The sequence below is a fragment of the Streptosporangium fragile genome, assembly GCF_039534445.1.
GTDB classification, from domain to species: domain Bacteria; phylum Actinomycetota; class Actinomycetes; order Streptosporangiales; family Streptosporangiaceae; genus Streptosporangium; species Streptosporangium fragile.
This window is the reverse complement of sequence record NZ_BAAAVI010000001.1, coordinates 12,804-27,968: the sequence shown is the minus strand read 5'-3', so window position 1 is coordinate 27,968 and position 15,165 is coordinate 12,804. Positions and strand designations below refer to the sequence as shown.

At 70.2% G+C, this 15,165-nt stretch carries 18 protein-coding genes and 1 tRNA gene; 11 read left to right on the top strand and 8 right to left on the bottom strand.

What is annotated here, in order from left to right; genetic code table 11:
- Nucleotides 1-70: 70 nt before the first annotated feature.
- Nucleotides 71-925 carry a KPN_02809 family neutral zinc metallopeptidase gene (gene ypfJ / locus ABD841_RS00160; protein WP_344966443.1) on the top strand — a complete coding sequence of 285 codons (855 nt, stop codon included), beginning with the start codon at nucleotides 71-73 and terminating at the stop codon, nucleotides 923-925.
- A 70-nt stretch (nucleotides 926-995) separates the two neighbouring features.
- Nucleotides 996-1,298, top strand: coding sequence for a type II toxin-antitoxin system VapB family antitoxin (locus ABD841_RS00155; protein WP_344966441.1), 303 nt, complete (start codon nucleotides 996-998; stop codon nucleotides 1,296-1,298).
- A gap of 275 nt (nucleotides 1,299-1,573) precedes the next feature.
- Here the strand turns inward: ABD841_RS00155 and ABD841_RS00150 are convergent.
- The 4 genes from ABD841_RS00150 to ABD841_RS00135 form a co-directional block, all read right to left on the bottom strand.
- Nucleotides 1,574-1,663, bottom strand: a tRNA-Ser gene (locus ABD841_RS00150).
- A 24-nt stretch (nucleotides 1,664-1,687) separates the two neighbouring features.
- A complete protein-coding gene (gene tadA / locus ABD841_RS00145) occupies nucleotides 1,688-2,131 on the bottom strand; it encodes a tRNA adenosine(34) deaminase TadA (protein ID WP_344967029.1) in 444 nt (147 codons plus the stop codon).
- 17 nt (nucleotides 2,132-2,148) lie between these two features.
- The gene (locus tag ABD841_RS00140; RefSeq protein ID WP_344966439.1) at nucleotides 2,149-2,613 is read right to left on the bottom strand and encodes a tRNA adenosine deaminase-associated protein; all 465 of its coding nucleotides are present in this window, start codon (nucleotides 2,611-2,613) and stop codon (nucleotides 2,149-2,151) included.
- A gap of 43 nt (nucleotides 2,614-2,656) precedes the next feature.
- Nucleotides 2,657-3,166: a tRNA adenosine deaminase-associated protein gene (locus ABD841_RS00135; RefSeq protein ID WP_344966437.1), complete on the bottom strand. Its 510-nt coding sequence runs from the start codon at nucleotides 3,164-3,166 to the stop codon at nucleotides 2,657-2,659.
- Between the two features lie 167 nt (nucleotides 3,167-3,333).
- On the opposite strand from ABD841_RS00135, the gene upp reads away from it, so the two are divergent.
- From upp to ABD841_RS00105, 6 genes are all read left to right on the top strand, one after another.
- The gene (gene upp, locus ABD841_RS00130) at nucleotides 3,334-3,972 is read left to right on the top strand and encodes a uracil phosphoribosyltransferase (RefSeq protein ID WP_344966435.1); all 639 of its coding nucleotides are present in this window, start codon (nucleotides 3,334-3,336) and stop codon (nucleotides 3,970-3,972) included.
- 240 nt (nucleotides 3,973-4,212) lie between these two features.
- Entirely contained in the window at nucleotides 4,213-4,443 is a 231-nt protein-coding gene (locus ABD841_RS00125) for a hypothetical protein (protein ID WP_344966433.1), read from the top strand.
- Between the two features lie 170 nt (nucleotides 4,444-4,613).
- Nucleotides 4,614-4,772, top strand: coding sequence for a hypothetical protein (locus ABD841_RS00120; protein WP_344966431.1), 159 nt, complete (start codon nucleotides 4,614-4,616; stop codon nucleotides 4,770-4,772).
- Nucleotides 4,769-5,293, top strand: a complete 525-nt coding sequence (locus ABD841_RS00115; protein WP_344966429.1) for a PH domain-containing protein — start codon at nucleotides 4,769-4,771, stop codon at nucleotides 5,291-5,293. Before ABD841_RS00120 ends, ABD841_RS00115 begins: the two co-directional genes overlap by 4 nt.
- Before the next feature lie 133 nt (nucleotides 5,294-5,426).
- Nucleotides 5,427-6,785 (top strand): helix-turn-helix domain-containing protein, encoded by a 1,359-nt coding sequence (locus ABD841_RS00110; protein ID WP_344966427.1) that lies wholly within the window; start codon nucleotides 5,427-5,429, stop codon nucleotides 6,783-6,785.
- 109 nt (nucleotides 6,786-6,894) lie between these two features.
- Nucleotides 6,895-7,596 (top strand): FadR/GntR family transcriptional regulator, encoded by a 702-nt coding sequence (locus ABD841_RS00105; RefSeq protein WP_344966425.1) that lies wholly within the window; start codon nucleotides 6,895-6,897, stop codon nucleotides 7,594-7,596.
- Nucleotides 7,597-7,723: 127 nt separating this feature from the next.
- Here the strand turns inward: ABD841_RS00105 and dnaN are convergent, their stop codons facing one another.
- From dnaN to ABD841_RS00090, 3 genes are all read right to left on the bottom strand, one after another.
- Nucleotides 7,724-8,821 (bottom strand): DNA polymerase III subunit beta, encoded by a 1,098-nt coding sequence (gene dnaN, locus ABD841_RS00100; protein WP_344966423.1) that lies wholly within the window; start codon nucleotides 8,819-8,821, stop codon nucleotides 7,724-7,726.
- A gap of 280 nt (nucleotides 8,822-9,101) precedes the next feature.
- Nucleotides 9,102-9,755 carry a response regulator gene (locus ABD841_RS00095; RefSeq protein WP_344967027.1) on the bottom strand — a complete coding sequence of 218 codons (654 nt, stop codon included), beginning with the start codon at nucleotides 9,753-9,755 and terminating at the stop codon, nucleotides 9,102-9,104.
- 2 nt (nucleotides 9,756-9,757) lie between these two features.
- Nucleotides 9,758-11,260, bottom strand: coding sequence for a sensor histidine kinase (locus ABD841_RS00090; protein WP_344966420.1), 1,503 nt, complete (start codon nucleotides 11,258-11,260; stop codon nucleotides 9,758-9,760).
- 156 nt (nucleotides 11,261-11,416) lie between these two features.
- On the opposite strand from ABD841_RS00090, the gene ABD841_RS00085 reads away from it, so the two are divergent.
- The 3 genes from ABD841_RS00085 to ABD841_RS00075 all read left to right on the top strand — a co-directional run bounded on the left by ABD841_RS00085 (nucleotide 11,417) and on the right by ABD841_RS00075 (nucleotide 14,090).
- Complete coding sequence (locus ABD841_RS00085; protein WP_344966418.1) at nucleotides 11,417-12,316, top strand: ABC transporter ATP-binding protein; 900 nt, start codon at nucleotides 11,417-11,419, stop codon at nucleotides 12,314-12,316.
- A 49-nt stretch (nucleotides 12,317-12,365) separates the two neighbouring features.
- Nucleotides 12,366-13,100 (top strand): ABC transporter permease, encoded by a 735-nt coding sequence (locus ABD841_RS00080; RefSeq protein ID WP_344966416.1) that lies wholly within the window; start codon nucleotides 12,366-12,368, stop codon nucleotides 13,098-13,100.
- A gap of 267 nt (nucleotides 13,101-13,367) precedes the next feature.
- Complete coding sequence (locus ABD841_RS00075) at nucleotides 13,368-14,090, top strand: metallophosphoesterase (RefSeq protein ID WP_344966414.1); 723 nt, start codon at nucleotides 13,368-13,370, stop codon at nucleotides 14,088-14,090.
- 165 nt (nucleotides 14,091-14,255) lie between these two features.
- On the opposite strand, the gene ABD841_RS00070 is transcribed toward ABD841_RS00075, so the two are convergent.
- Nucleotides 14,256-15,050, bottom strand: a complete 795-nt coding sequence (locus tag ABD841_RS00070) for an HAD family hydrolase (protein WP_344966411.1) — start codon at nucleotides 15,048-15,050, stop codon at nucleotides 14,256-14,258.
- Between the last annotated feature and the right edge of the window lie 115 nt (nucleotides 15,051-15,165).

Below are 15,165 nucleotides of genomic sequence, written 5' to 3'. Positions count from 1 at the left end.
GAAGAACGCCGGGCATGCCGGGCCCTTCTCGGGGAAGGGGCACCCCGAACGGATCGAAGGGACGTCGACGATGGATTTCAGGGACGATGCCCGGCTGGACAGCTCGCAGGTCGAGAGTCGCGGCCGGGGAAGGATCCCGGGCGGCGGCCTCGCGGTCGGTGGCGGCGCCGCCGGGATCATCGCGCTCATCGTGGCGCTGATATTCGGGATCAACCCCGGAAACCTCGCCGGCGGCGACCCCGCGCCGGTGGGCCCGACATCCGATCTGTCCGCGCAGTGCCGGACGGGGCAGGACGCCGACCAGAACGAGGAATGCCGCGTGGTCGGCGTGGTCAACAGCATCCAGGACTACTGGCCGAAGATCGTGCAACGCTACGAACCGGCCCAGACGGTCCTGTTCCAGCAGCAGGTGAGCACCGCCTGCGGGGCGGCCGACTCCTCCGTCGGCCCGTTCTACTGCCCGGCCGACCGCAAGGTCTATCTGGACCTGAGCTTCTTCAAGGAGCTGGAGAGCAGGTTCGGGGCCAAGGGCGGGCCGTTCGCCCAGGCGTACGTCATCGGGCATGAGTACGGCCACCACGTGCAGAATCTGCTCGGCACCAGTGCCAGGGCCGAGGGCGACCGGCAGGGTCCGGAGAGCGGGTCGGTCCGGTTGGAGCTACAGGCCGACTGCTACGCGGGAGCGTGGGCGAAGAACGCCTACGAGACCGGCCTGTTCGAGAAGCCGTTCACCAGGACGGAGATCGAGGAGGCGCTGAGCGCCGCGGCCGCGGTGGGCGACGACCGGATCCAGGAGCGCACCCAGGGCCGGGTGGATCCCGAGGGCTTCACCCATGGCACGTCGGCACAGCGGGTGAAGTGGTTCACCACAGGTTATGAGAGCGGCGACCCCAACCAGTGCGACACGTTCTCGGGCTCCCTCTGACAGGGGCTCCGATCTGGGATAACGGAGGGCGGTCAGGCGAAGGGTCGAATCCTCTTCTAAACTACGTACTGTGATCTTCAAGTCGATCGGTGATGGGCGGCCCTACCCCGAGCACGGCCTCTCGCATCGCGAGTGGGCACAGATACCTCCGAGACAGGTCCGGCTCGACTCGCTGATCACCACGAAAGCGGTGCTCGACCTGCACTCCCTGCTCGCCAAGGATTCCACGTTCTACGGTGACCTGTTCCCGCACGTGGTCCAGTGGCGCGGCGAGCTCTACCTGGAAGACGGCCTGCACCGGGCACTGCGCTCGGCCCTGCACCAGCGTTCCGTCCTGCACGCCCGGGTGCTGGACCTGCCGCCGGGAAGCTGAGCGCTCTCGGCGGACCGGGCACGGAGGCCGAGAGCACCTTCGCACGGACCGGGAACCGAGCACCTTCACCCGAGCCAAGACCAGGAGCCGAGCGCCTTCCCACGTACCAGGAGCGGAGCACCTTCGCACGGGCCGGGAACCGAGCGCCTTCGCACGGACCGGGAGCGGGAGAGGCTCCCGGGGCGCCGGGGCACAGCGAGTCGGGAGCAGGCCGGGCGGAGGATCCGGCGGGAAACGCGAGAAGGGCTCCCGCGAGCGCGGGAGCCCTTCTGCTGTGGCGGTGGAGGTGGGATTTGAACCCACGGATAGGTTGCCCCATCACACGCTTTCGAGGCGTGCGCCCTCGGCCACTAGGCGACTCCACCGCGGAGCAGCTTACCGGATAACCGCTATTGCTCGCGCATCCGGCGAGCGGCGAAGAAGTCGGTGAGAACCGCCGCGCACTCGTCGGCGAGCACCCCCATGAGAACCTCGGGGCGATGGTTGATCCGGCGGTCCCTGACGACGTCCCAGAGGGAGCCCACGGCACCCCCCTTGGCGTCCCGCGCGCCGTAGACGACGCGGTCGACCCTGGCCAGCACGGCGGCCCCGGCGCACATCGTGCAGGGTTCCAGCGTGACCACCAGGGTACAGCCGGTCAGCCGCCACTCACCGCGTGCCCGCGCCGCCTCCCGCAGGGCGAGGATCTCGGCGTGCGCGGTGGGATCGACCGAGGCCTCCCGGTCGTTTCCGGCCCGGCCCAGCACCGATCCGTCCGGGCCGAGCACGACCGCGCCGACCGGCACCTCGCCGCGCGCGCCCGCGCACGCGGCCTGCTCCAGGGCGAGCCGCATCTCCCGGACGTAGTCCGTCACCGCAACCGGTCGAGCTCGTCCGCGAAGGCCAGCCGCTCGGCGATCACTGAGAGCGTGTCCCCCGGGAGCGCGCCCTCTTCCATGCTGAGCTCGACGAGTTCCTCTGGACTCAGCCCGAGGTCGCTCAGCAGCTCGAAGTCACCCGCCGGCCGTACGCCGAGATCGGGGGTGTCCTTGTCGACCGCGACCCCGGCGAGCTCGGTGAAGAGCTCGCCCAGCGCGTCGGACGCGCCCGCCTGGGCGTCGGACAGAAACGCGCGCGGCTCCTGGTCTCCCTGGTAGCGGACGATCGCGAACCATTCGTCCTCCACCTCCACGCACAGCAGGGCGAGCTCGTCGCCGCTGAGGCCGAGGTGCTCCTGGACGGCGTCGCCGAGGTCGTCGACGATCTCCGCCTCGCTGAGGTCGACCTCCGCACCGTTCCAACCGTCCGCGGTGCGGACGAAGGCGGCGGAGAACACACTGTTTCCTGATGATCTGGAGGGCATGGCCGATCTCCCGAGGTCAGCCGAACACGGAGTCGATGGCGCGTTCGAACGGCTCGGAGAACCCCAGCCGTGCCGCGATGCTGGACAGCACGTCCTCGGGCAGGAGGTCGATGTCACCGGAGAGGATGCCGAGTTCCATCTCGTCGAGCCCGAGGTCGGCGAAGATCGACAGGTCCCCTGCGGGGAGCGCCGTCTCCTCGTCCTGGAGGATCGCCTCCAGCTCGTCCTCGTCGGGGATCGGCACGTCCAGGTATTCCAGCGCCTGCCGGGCGAGCGGGAAGTCCCAGGACGCGGCGATGTCGGAGAGGAACACCTCGACCCTCTCACCGAACACGCGTAGCGCCACGAAGAACTCATCCCCAACGGCGACCAGGCCAATCGTGCCGTTGATGCTCGGCTGCTGGCGGAGGGCCTGGATGAGGCCCTCGAGATCGGATGTGAGCGCCACGGGGAGCATCTCCGCTTCCCAGCGGTCGTCCTCGCGGTAGATCACGATGGCAAAGTCCAGCGAGTCTTCGTCTGACATGGCCATCCCCACCGAATGCTTTCTCTACGGAGGTCAATGCTTTCAGAAGCGAGGCGCCCACGTGGGCCCCTCCGACCAAATTGTGATCAAATCCCAGTGAGCGGGCAATGTCGAGCAGGTGCCGCCCGGTGTTCCCCCGACGGCCGTACCGGATACCTTTGACCGTTATGGAGACCCTGGTCGTCGACCACCCGCTGGTGGCGCACAAGCTGACCGTCCTGCGGGACGTGAACACGGACTCGCCCACCTTCCGGCGGCTCGCCGACGAACTGGTGACCCTGCTCGCCTACGAGGCCACCCGGCAGGTCCGCGTCACCGAGCTGACGGTCGAGACCCCCGTCGCCCCGGCCAGGGGCGTGCGGCTGGCGCAGCCGTACCCGCTGGTGGTCCCGATCCTGCGGGCCGGCCTGGGCATGCTGGACGGAATGACCCGGCTGCTGCCGACGGCCGAGGTCGGCTTCCTCGGGATGGTCCGCAACGAGTCGACCCTGCAGGCCGAGACGTACGCCACCCGCCTGCCGGAGGACCTGTCGGGCCGCCAGGTCTACGTGGTCGACCCGATGCTCGCCACCGGCGGCACGTTGGCCGCGGCGATCCAGTTCCTCTTCGACCGGGGGGCCGACGACGTGACCGCGCTGTGCCTGCTGGCTGCTCCCGAGGGAATCGCGTACATGGACAAGGTCTTCGTCGGCAGCGGCAGGCCGATCCGGCTGGTGACGGCGGCCCTCGACGAGCGTCTGAACGAGCACGGCTACATCGTCCCCGGCCTGGGCGACGCGGGAGACCGTCTCTACGGCGTCGTCTGACCGGGCCGCCGCTCCCTGCCCCCGGCGCGCGCCGCCTGACCCCTCCGGCGCCGACGCGCCGCCCGACCCTACTGCCCCGGCTCGGGCAACGAGCGGCGCGTGCCTTCCTTTTTGCCGAAAAGGGGGTTCTCTCGCCGGTTCTCAGTTACATAATGTGCTTGCGTGGGTACAGAGAGTTGCGAAAGCATCTCTTCTGTGTTCCCGATCCGCCACGACGGCGGGCGCACACCAGGGAGAACCATGAGCGAGCGAATCATCCCGGACGCGGAACCGGACCCCTACGCGGACTTCAGTGCCGCGCTCAGGGATGAGTTCTCCGACGTCCACCCGGCGGCCACGGTGACCCGCTGCATCGAGGCGGCGCACTACGGCGCGCTGGAGGTCACCGGCCACGCCCATCCGGCACTGGTCGAGCGGATCGCCCGCAAGCACCTCGAGGTCCTCGCGCTGGTCGCGAGCGAACGCGGGTGACGGGATCGTCAGGTGGCGGGAAGCGCGGTGGCCGGAGCACGTCCCCGGGAGGCCTTACAAAGGCCTTCGCGACGGGCGTGAGACCGAATGAGCCGATGCGCTTTACCTCGGCATGGGCCTGGGTAATGTATACGGCGGGTGCAGTGGGTGAGTGGTAGTAGGAGGCCAAAGTGCAGGTCAAGAAGGTTCTTTCGTACAGCGGTATCGGTTTCGTCGCGTTCTTCCTGTTCACCCGACCAGGTGACGCCGCCAACGCCGTGAGGGGTGCTATGGATACGGTTTACACAGCGGCCGATTCTCTGGCCCAGTTCGTTTCACATCTGTCATGAGACTGGTGACCCACGGGGACTCAGCTCCCTCGTCGGTCAACCGCTACCTTCTCCCCCACGAACACCAGGTCATCATGGTGCGGCGTCACCCGGCCGTGCTGCTTCGCGCGGTCGCCGAGGTCCTCGGCGGCCTGATCCTCGCCGGACTGCTGAGCAAGTGGTTCGGCGACCAGGGCGGCGGCGGCCTGCTCGTCGTCGTCTGGTGGGCCTGGCTTCTGCTCCTGATCCGCTTCGTCTGGAAGGTCGCGGAGTGGTCGGTCGACTACTTCGTGGTCACTTCCAAGCGCATGCTGCTCACCACAGGGCTGATCACCCGTAAGGTCGACATGATGCCCCTCGGCAAGGTCACGGACATGCGCTTCGAGCGCTCGCTCCTCGGCCGCATGCTGGGATACGGCGAATTCGTCCTGGAGTCGGCCGGCCAGGATCAGGCTCTGTCGAGGGTCAACTACATTCCCTACCCGGAGACCCTCTACTTGGAGGTCTGCCAGATGCTCTTCCCTGGTGGCGACGATGATTAGTCCCCCTATGTCGTAAACGGCATAGGGGCTCCTAACACTTCAGGGTGAGGATTCTTCACTTGGGGTTACCGAATTGGACCGCTTCATGCCATCATGGCGAGAACATTGACCATCCCCCGCCCTGAGAGATCAGATGCCGAGTCAGGGAACCATCGGTGACCGCGTCCGCGGACTGCGGTTGAGTAGGCGCATGTCTCAGGCCCAGTTGGCCGGGCCGGACCTCTCCGACAGCTATGTCTCGCTCATCGAGTCCGGCAAGCGTACGCCGACCCCCGTGGTCGCGCGCCTCCTCGCCGAGCGCCTGGGCTGCACCACCGAGTTCCTGCTACACGGAATCGAACCTCGCCAGCGGATCGACACGGAACTCGGCCTGCGTCACGCGGAACTGGAGCTACTCCACGGTGACCCCTCGGCCGCCGCGGACCGGTTCGGGGAGATCGTCAAGGTGGCCGGCGAGGAGAACGCCATGCTGGCCGCGCAGGCGCGGTTCGGCCGGGCCCGCGCCCTGGAGGCGCAGGGCAGGATCGGCCCGGCGGTGGAGGCGTTCGAGCGGCTGCGCCGCGAGGCCGTCGCCCACCCCGAGCGCCTCGCCGACCTGCCGCTGGCGGTGGCTCTGAGCCGGTGCTACCAGCGAGCCGGAGACACCCGGCGCGCCCACGACCTGGCCGCCTACGCCCTCACCCAGACAGACCGGCTCGCTCTCACCCAGGGCGAGATCGCCATCGACCTCGCCGTGACCCTCATGCAGACCGGGGCCGCCCGCGAGCCCGGCTCGCCGAGCACGGCCTACGTCCGCACCGTCCTCGCGGTCAACGGGATCCCCACCGCGATCAACCGCACCGCCGAGATCCATGCGCTCTGGCAGGCCAGCGTCCTCGCCGCCGACGGCGAGGATTCCGCGCTGGCCATCCACCTCGCCGACGACGCGATCGCCACCGGCCGCCCGGCCCGGGTGGCGTGCCGCCTCGCCCTCGTCGCGATGGACTGGGCGCGCCTGGCCGTCGCGCAGGGCGGTGGGCCGCTCGACGAGGCCCGCGAGCTCGCGACCGCAGCGAGCGGGGTCTTCGCCGCATTCCCCGAACGCGCTCTGGAACACGCCAGGAGCCTCGTGGTGCTCGCCCACGTCCAGCTCGGCGTCGGCGACCTGGAGAACGCGGCCGGTCAGGCCGAGGCCGCCCTCACCGTGCTGAACGGCCAGGGGCCCATCATCGCGGCGACCGCGCAGCTCGTCCTCGCCCGGGTGGCGCTCGCTCGCGCCCGGGGCGACGTCCTGGAGATGCTGAACACCGCCGAGGAACTGTTGGCCGCCGTGCGGAGCGAGTCCTCCGGTCCCGATCGGGAGGCCGCGCAGGTCTGGCGCGAACTCGGTGACCTCTACGGCGGGGTCGGCGCGGGCGAGGAGCAGGCCGACGCGTATCGTAGGGCTCTCGAAGCTGCCGGAGTGCGCGATGCGATGGTGGGCGTGACCGTCGATTCCGCTCTCGTGCGTTAAAGACGGCCCGCCTTCTGGAGTTCCAGATTTGTTTTCGTGCCTCCGGAATAATTAGGGTCTACCAGTCATTGATTCATAGGATGATTGGTTTCTCCGGAGGAGGCGGACGGTGAGTCTGCGTACGGCGCAGCGAGCATCCCTCGTCGACCAAGTGATCGATCAGCTCAAAGAGCAGATCACTTCGAACTCCTGGCAGATGCACGCGAAGATTCCTACCGAGACCGTGCTCGCCGAGCAGCTCGGGGTCGGCCGTAACACCGTGCGCGAGGCGGTGCGGGCGCTCACCCATGCCGGCCTGCTGGAGTGCCGTCAGGGCGACGGAACGTACGTCCGTGCCACAAGCGAGCTCTCCGGGGCCATGCTGCGGCGGCTGCGCACGGCCGAGCAGCTGGAGATCCTGGAGGTGCGGCGGGCTCTGGAGGTGGAGGCGGCCCGGCTGGCCGCCACCAGGCGCAGCGACAGCGACATCGTCTCGATCGAGGCCGCGCTGGCCGAGCGGGAGCAGGCCTGGGGGCGTGGCGAGCCCGACGCCTTCGTCGAAGCCGATCTCGCCTTCCACATGGCGGTCGTCCACGCCACCCACAACCGGGTGCTGATCGACCTCTACGAGGACTTCTCCATGGCGCTGCGCGCCAGTATCACCGCCGCGGGCACCTCGTTGCACACCACCCTCAACAGCACCTACATCCCGCACGACGCCATCGCCCGCGCCATCGCGGCCGGTGACGCCGCCGCTGCCGAGCGCGCCGGCCACGCGTGCATGGAGCACATCCTGATCGCCCTGACCGAGGAGCAGGAACTCTCCGTCTGACCTCTCATCTCGCCTCGCCGAAGGCCCCGTTCCCGCCCCTGGAAAACAGGGGGCGGGAACGGGGCCTTCGGTCGTCGTGAAGCCGGTCGCGGGGCTCTGGCCGGCCGCCGCGACAGCCGGTCACGGGCTACCCGAGGCGCAGGGACATCACCAGGTAGCGGAAGGCGGGGTCGGCGTCGCCGGGGACCTCCGTGATGAGGGCCGGGCGGCTCGGCGACTCCATGTTGAGCCGGACGAACTCGGTCTCGACGCCGTTGAGGCCGTCGAGCAGGAACTGCGCCTGGAAGGCGATCTGGATGTCACCGCCGGACAGCTCGGCGTCGACGATCTCGGTGCCGCGGCCGACGTCGCCGCCGCCGGCCTGGATGAGGACCTGCCCCGGGCTGAAGGAGAGCCGGATCGCGGTGTTGGGCTCGGCGACCAGTGCGACGCGCTTGATCGCGTCGATGAACGGGGCCACCCGCACGTCGGCCCGGATCGACCAGTCACCGGTCAGCCGCGACCGGTAGTCGATGAACTGCTCGTCGAGCAGCCGGACCGTGGTGCTGCGGCCGACGCTCTCGAAGCCCGCGACGCCGTCGCCCAGCGACACCGACACCTCGCCGCCACGCAGCGACTTCGCCACGTCGACGAGCACCCGCGCGGGCACCATGGCGGCGGCCGTGGTGTCGGGGCCCTCGGGGCGCCAGGTGAACTCCCTGGCCGCGATGCGGTAGCGGTCGGTGGTGGCCATGGTCACGCCCTCGCCGGCGATGTCGACCCGGATGCCGGTCAGCATGGGAAGCGTCTCGTCACGGCTGGCCGCCGGGGCGACCTGGCCGACAGCGGCCGCGAAGACCCCGCCGCCGATCGCACCGATCTTGGGCGGCATCTCGGGCAGCGCGGGGAAGTCTTCCACCGGCATGGTGAGCAGGCCGAACTCGGCGCTACCGCAGGTCAGCACCGCCTCGACCCCGCTGGTGACCACCTCGACGACCTCGCCGGGCAGGCTCCGGGTGATCTCGGCGAGGATCCGGCCCGGGATCAGCACCCGTCCGGGCTCGACCACGTCGGCCTCGATCGAGGCTCGGGCGGAGACGTCGTAGTCGAAGACCGACAGCACGAGGTCGTCGTCGGCCTCCAGGAGCAGGCCGGACAGGACGGGGACGGCCGGCCGGTTCGGCAACGCCCGGGCCACCCAGGCCACGGCGTCGGCCAGGACATCACGGTTAACCCGGAACTTCACCTGATCATCCCTTCGTCCCGACGGCACCGCCCCGCTGCGGGAGCCGTACTCCGACAGCACGTTATCCGCTCGCACCGACAGAACGTCAGAGCATCGCACTCGGCGGAGCCTACCCGCGGAGGGCACGCGGGACCGGTGAAACCCACCCGCGGAGGACACGCGGAACCCAGCGAAACACACCCGGGGAAGGCACACAGACCCCAGCGAAACACACCCGCGGGCGGTGCCGGGAGCCCGGCGAAACACACCCACGGGCGGTGCCGGGAGCCCGGCGGCGCCCCTACCCGCGGGCGGCGTTGAGGTAGGCGAGAACCGCGAGCACGCGGCGGTTGTCGTCGTCGGAGGGGGCGAGGCCGAGCTTGGCGAAGATGCCGGCCGTGTGCTTGCCGACCGCGCTCTCGCTGAGGAACAGGCGCTGGGAGATGGCCGAGTTGGAGCGGCCCTCGGCCATCAGCTCCAGGACCTCGCGCTCACGCGGGGTCAGCGCGGCGAGCGGCTGGTGGCGGGCGGTGCTCGCCAGGAGCTTGGCGATCACCTCGGGGTCCATCGCGGTGCCGCCTGCGGCGACCCGGCGGACCGCGTCGACGAACTGCTCCGCGTTGAAGACGCGGTCCTTGAGGAGATAGCCGACCGCCCCGGTGCCGTCGGCCAGGAGCTCACGCGCGTACAGCTGCTCGACGTGCTGGGACAGGACGAGCACCGGCAGGCCGGGGACGGCCCGGCGCGCCGCCAGCGCGGCCTGGAGCCCCTCGTCGGTGAACGTGGGCGGGAGCCGGACGTCGACCACCGCCACGTCGGGCCGGAGCTCGACGAGCGCCTTCAGCAGCTCCGGGCCGGACTCGACGGCGGACGCCACGTGCAGGCCGTGAGCCTCGAGGAGGTGAACCAGGCCCTCCCTGAGCAGGTGCAGGTCCTCGGCGATGACGACGCGCAGACTCATCGGCCCAACTCTAGGTGGGCCCAGGCGGTCTGCGCCATACAGCGGTAGGAGTGCTGGATCGGGATGCCCATGGCCGCGACGTACAGGCAGACGCCCAGGGCGATGTTGAAGATGATCAGCGGCCACTGCCACGGCTCGGGCAGGTAGAGCGCGAGGAACCAGCTGAAGCCCTCCTTGACGCCGTTGATCTTCATGACCATCACGACCAGGCCCTGCGGGAAGAGCGGAAGCCAGCCGAGACCCCAGCCGAGCGCGACGACCACGGCCTTCCGGCGAGGCAGGGGCGGGCGGACCAGGTCGGCCTCGCGCAGCGCGTCCGGCAGGTCGAACGTGACCGTGGTCGGACCTCCCGGAGGGCTGCTGATCGCGAGCACCCCGCCGAAGGCGGCCAGTCTCCGCTCGATGCCGCGCAGGCCGCTGCCCCGCGAGGGGTCGGCGCCGCCGCAGCCGTCGTCGGTGACGGTCACGCGCAGCGCCCGGTCGTGGGTGCTGATGTCGATCCACACGTGGTTCGCGCCGCCGTGACGGGCGGCGTTGGTCAACAGCTCGCTGATCGAGAAATAGGCGGCCGACTCGACGGGTGACTCCGGGCGCGTTGTGAGGTCGACGGTGACCGTGGCCTTCAGGGGACTGTCCAGAGCGAGGGCCCGCACGGCGTCACCGAGGCCGCGCTCGGCCAGGACCGGCGGGTGGATGCCCCTGACCAGGTCGCGCAGTTCGGTGAGCGCCGCGGAGGACGCCTCCCTGACCTTGCTCAGCAGGGCTTTGGCCGCCGCCGGATCCCGGTCCACCAGTTCCTCGATCGCGCCGAGGGTCATGCCCATCGCGACGAGCCTCGCCTGCGCGCCGTCGTGCAGGTCGCGTTCGATCCGCCGCAGCTCGGCCGCCTGGAAGTCGGCCGCCTCCAGCCTGATCCGGTCGAGCCGCTGGATTCGCCCGGCCAGCACGGACTTGGCCGTGGGGGACAGCAGCAGCCGGGTCCACCACGCGTACCCGCGGAGCGACCAGGGCAGCGCGACGGCGGCGGCGACCGCGAAGAGCGTGATCGGGTGCCAGGGGGCCGTCAGGAAGCCGACGGGGGCGGCGAGCGGCAGCAGGAGCACCCCGGCGGCCAGCGGGTTCAGGCACAGCCAGAGCGTGTCCCGCCAGGTGGCCGGGTCGCTGAACATCCATTTCCAGCGGTTGTGCCAGTCGGGCCAGCGCGGCGTCTTGTAGAGCTGGCGCTCATGGCGGTACCAGCCGTCGGGCTGGGGGCGGGCCGGTGGCGGCGGCGGCAGGTAGGGCACCGGCACCTCGGTCCCGAGCCACGTACCGGCCAGCTTCCTCGCCAGGCGTGTACGGCTTCTGATGAGCCAGACGATCGGAGGGAACAGGAAGATCATCCCCGTCCCGAACATCGGCACGACCGTGACCAGGACCAGTGCCACGAGGGCGACGTCGGCCACGCCCAGCGCCCCCAGGGCCAGTGCCTTGCCGACCGCCGTCACGTACGTCCTCATGACCCACAGTCTCGGCGATCCGGCCGGGTGCGCCCAATGGTGGCGGACGCCGTCCAGGGGTGGAGGTAACTCCACCCCCGCCGGGTGCCCAGGCCGACCCGTGCCGGGTGCCCAGGCGGATTCCGCGACGAGGGCGCGGTTCCTAGCGTCGAGGGCATGGAAGTCATCGAGGTCGGCAACCTCCGCAAGCAGTACCGCGACCGGCTCGCGGTGGACGACGTCTCGTTCACCGTCGAGAGAGGTGAGATATTCGGCGTTCTCGGCCCCAACGGCGCCGGCAAGACGACGACCGTGGAATGCGTCGCAGGCCTGCGCACCCCCGATTCCGGCACGGTCAGCGTGCTCGGCGGCCTTACCGGCACCGCGTTGAAGGAGCGGCTCGGCGTCCAGCTGCAGAACTCGACGCTCCCGGAGAAGATCAAGGTCTGGGAGGCGCTCGACCTGTACTCCTCCTTCTACCGGGCGCCCGCGGACTGGGTGGCGCTGATGGAGCGCCTCGGCCTCGCCGACAAACGCGACACGCCCTACGGCAAGCTCTCCGGCGGCCAGCAGCAGCGGCTGTCCATCGCGCTCGCCCTGGTCGGCAACCCCGAGGTGGCGATCCTGGACGAGCTGACCACCGGCCTGGACCCGCAGGCGCGCAGGGACACCTGGGAGCTCATCGAACAGGTCCGTCAGGACGGCGTGACGATCCTGCTGGTCACCCACTTCATGGAGGAGGCGGAGCGGCTCTGCGACCGGATCGCGGTGATCGACTCGGGCCGGGTCGTCGCGGTGGACAGCCCGGCGGGGCTGATCACCAGGGTCGGCGGCCGGCAGACCGTCAGGTTCCGGCCGTCCCGCCCGGTCGCCGACGCGGTTCTCGAGGCCCTGCCCGAGGTCGCCGAGGTGCGGCGCAGCGGCGAGCAGCTGGTGGTCACCGGCACCGGCGACCTGCTCCTGGCGGTCACCACCGCTCTCGCCGCCGCCGGTGTCACCCCGGCCGGCCTGCGCGTGGAGGGAGCCACCCTCGACGACGCCTTCCTCACCCTCACCGGAAAGAAGATCCCTTCCTGACTCCCCTCCCCCTGCCGGAGGCCGGGGCATTTCACGCCGGAGGCGTTCGATGAACAAGATGATCCTGACCGAGGCCAAGCTCTTCCTCCGGGATCCGGCGGGCACGATCTTCGCCGTGCTGCTCCCGCTGACGCTGCTGCTCGGGCTGGGCAGCATCCCCGGCTTCCAGGAGCCCTCCCCCGAGTTGGGCGGGGAACGGCCCATCGACACCCAGCTTCCGGGGATGATGGTGATCCTGTCGGTGGTGACGATGGCGCTGACCGTACTGCCCGGCACGCTGGTGGGCTACCGGGAGAAGGGCGTACTGCGCCGGATGTCCACCACCCCGGTCAGCCCGGTCCGGCTGCTCGTCGCCCAGGTCGTCAACAACCTCGCGGTGGCGGTCACGGCCACCGCCCTGCTCGTCGGCCTGGGATTCCTGGTGCTGGGCTCGGTCCCGCCGAAGAGCCCCCTGGCCTTCGCGGGGGTGTTCGTGCTCGGCACCGCTTCGATGTTCGGCCTGGGGCTGCTGGTCGCCGCCGTGACGTCCAAGGCTCAGACCGCGCAGGGCATCGGCTCGCTGCTGATGTTCCCGCTGCTCTTCATGGCCGGAATGTGGGTCCCCCGGGAGGTCATGCCCGAGCTGGTGCGGCGGATCGGCGACTTCCTGCCGATGGCGCCCTTCGCCGACGCGCTTCGCGCCACCTGGGCGGGGAACGCGCCCCAGATGCTGCACCTGGTGGTGATGGCGCTGACCGTGCTGGTCACCGGGGTGCTGGCGGCGCGGCTGTTCCGGTGGGAGTGACCCGGCCGCAGGGGACTCGTCGCGCCGCTGGGCGACCGTCCGCGTCGCTGTCCTTCCTTCCGGTACGAGTGGCCGGAACGCTCCCGCTTGCCGAGGCCGCGGCGGCCCACGGGCGCCTGGCCGAGGGGGCCTGCGCGGGCGCCTGGCGCCGGTGCCCTGACCCCGTCCGACCTCGCGCATCCGCCGTACCGAGGCGTGATCCCCCATGTGTTCACATGGAGGTAAAGCCAGATATGCCACTCTTGAACAATGCAGATCCTGGCGCATGTGAGCGACATCCACATCGACGGCTCTCCTCGCAGCATCGACAGGGCCCGGGCGGTCATGCGGCATCTGGAGAACCTGCCCGGCCCCCTGGACGCCGTCGTGGTGACCGGTGACATCGCCGACAACGGCCTCATCGAGGAGTACGAGATCGCGCGCGACCTGCTGGCCACGCGCCATCCGACGATCGTCTGCCCCGGCAACCACGACGTCCGCGCGGCGTTCCGCAAGGTCATGCTCGACGAGGACGGTGACGGTCCGATCAACCGGGTCCTCCGGCTCGACGGACTCACCGTCGCGCTGTGCGACTCCAGCGTCCCCGGCCGGCCGGAGGGCTTCCTGGACGACGAGACGCTCGCCTGGCTGGAGGCCGTCCTCGCCGAGGACCCGGACACCCCGGCCATGGTCGGCATGCACCACCCGCCCGTGGCGCTGGGCATCCCGTACGTGGACGCGATCGGGTTGCGCGCCCCCGGGCGGCTGGAGGCGGTCTTGCGGCGGCACCCCCGGGTGGCGGCCGTCCTGGTCGGTCACGCCCACACCGCGGCGAGCACCACCTTCGCGGGGCTGCCCCTCTCGATCGCCCCGGGCGTGGTGTCCACGCTCCGGCTCAACCAGGAGCTCGACGTGCAGGTCCCGATCGACTACGACCTGCCGCCGCAGATCGCCCTGCACGTCTTCGACGGCGTCCGGCTCGTCACCCACGTCCGCCCGATCCTCTTCTGACCCCACCGCTCCGGCGGACGATGCCCGACCGGATGGAGGACCCGCTGCGGCGAGGGAAGGCGGCCGACCGGCGGGCCCGCCGGGGCACGTTCGTGATCGGCGCCGTCGCGCGTGCCGGGGAGGCGTCCAGCGCGTCACGCGGCAGAAGGCGCCACCATGGGGACGTCACGGACACGGTTGAGGCGACGGCGGCGGGCCCGGGAATCTCCGCTCCCCGGGTTGCGGCGCCTCGCGCGGCGGATCCTGGCCGGCCAGGGCGGTCACCAGCTCATCCAGCGACCGGATCACCGTGATCCCGGCCCCGGGTGCGGCTCCGGTGGCCGCCCTGTCGAGCCAGTACGCGTGGAGACCCGCGTCGCGAGCCCCGAGAGCGTCGACTTCGTACTTGTCGCCGACGTACGCGACCTGGTGAGCCGGGAGGCCGAGGAGCGCGCACCCCGCCAGGAAGATGCCCGGGTCCGGCTTGGGCGCGCCGTGCTCGATGGAACAGACGATCGCGTCGCCGAAGTGGCCGAGCAGTCCGATCATGTGCAGCTTGCTCCGCTGGTACGCCAGCGACGAGTTGGAGACGATGCCGAGCCGGAACTCCGGCGCGAGCGCCGTGAGAGCGGGATCGGCGTCGGGGAAAGCGGCCAGCGCGGCGATACGGAACCCGTCGTATCTCGCGAACCAGACGGACGCTTCATCGTCGGAGAGACCGCCGGCCGGCAGGCGCCCGGCATGTGCCAGGAACCGCCTGGTCCGCGTGAGCTGGTGCTCGGCGAACGTCAACTCGCCGACGAGGAACCGGGTGTACTCCTCCTCCATGATCTCCCGCCAGACCGTCACCGCGTCGGCCGGTGACGGGAACAGCTCCAGCAATCCCTCGGCCGCCAGATGCCTGAGCACGCCGGCTCGCTCCGAGCCCGAATAGTCGAGGATCGTGTCATCGACGTCGAACAACACCCCGCGGATCGTCACGCCCTCACCCTGCCAGGATCGGGAAGCCCCCGCATCCGCCTGCGGGGTCTCACGGCCTGCCGGGATCCGGAGAGAACCGACGGCACTTCCCGGTCCTCCCGGCCTGTCGAAACCG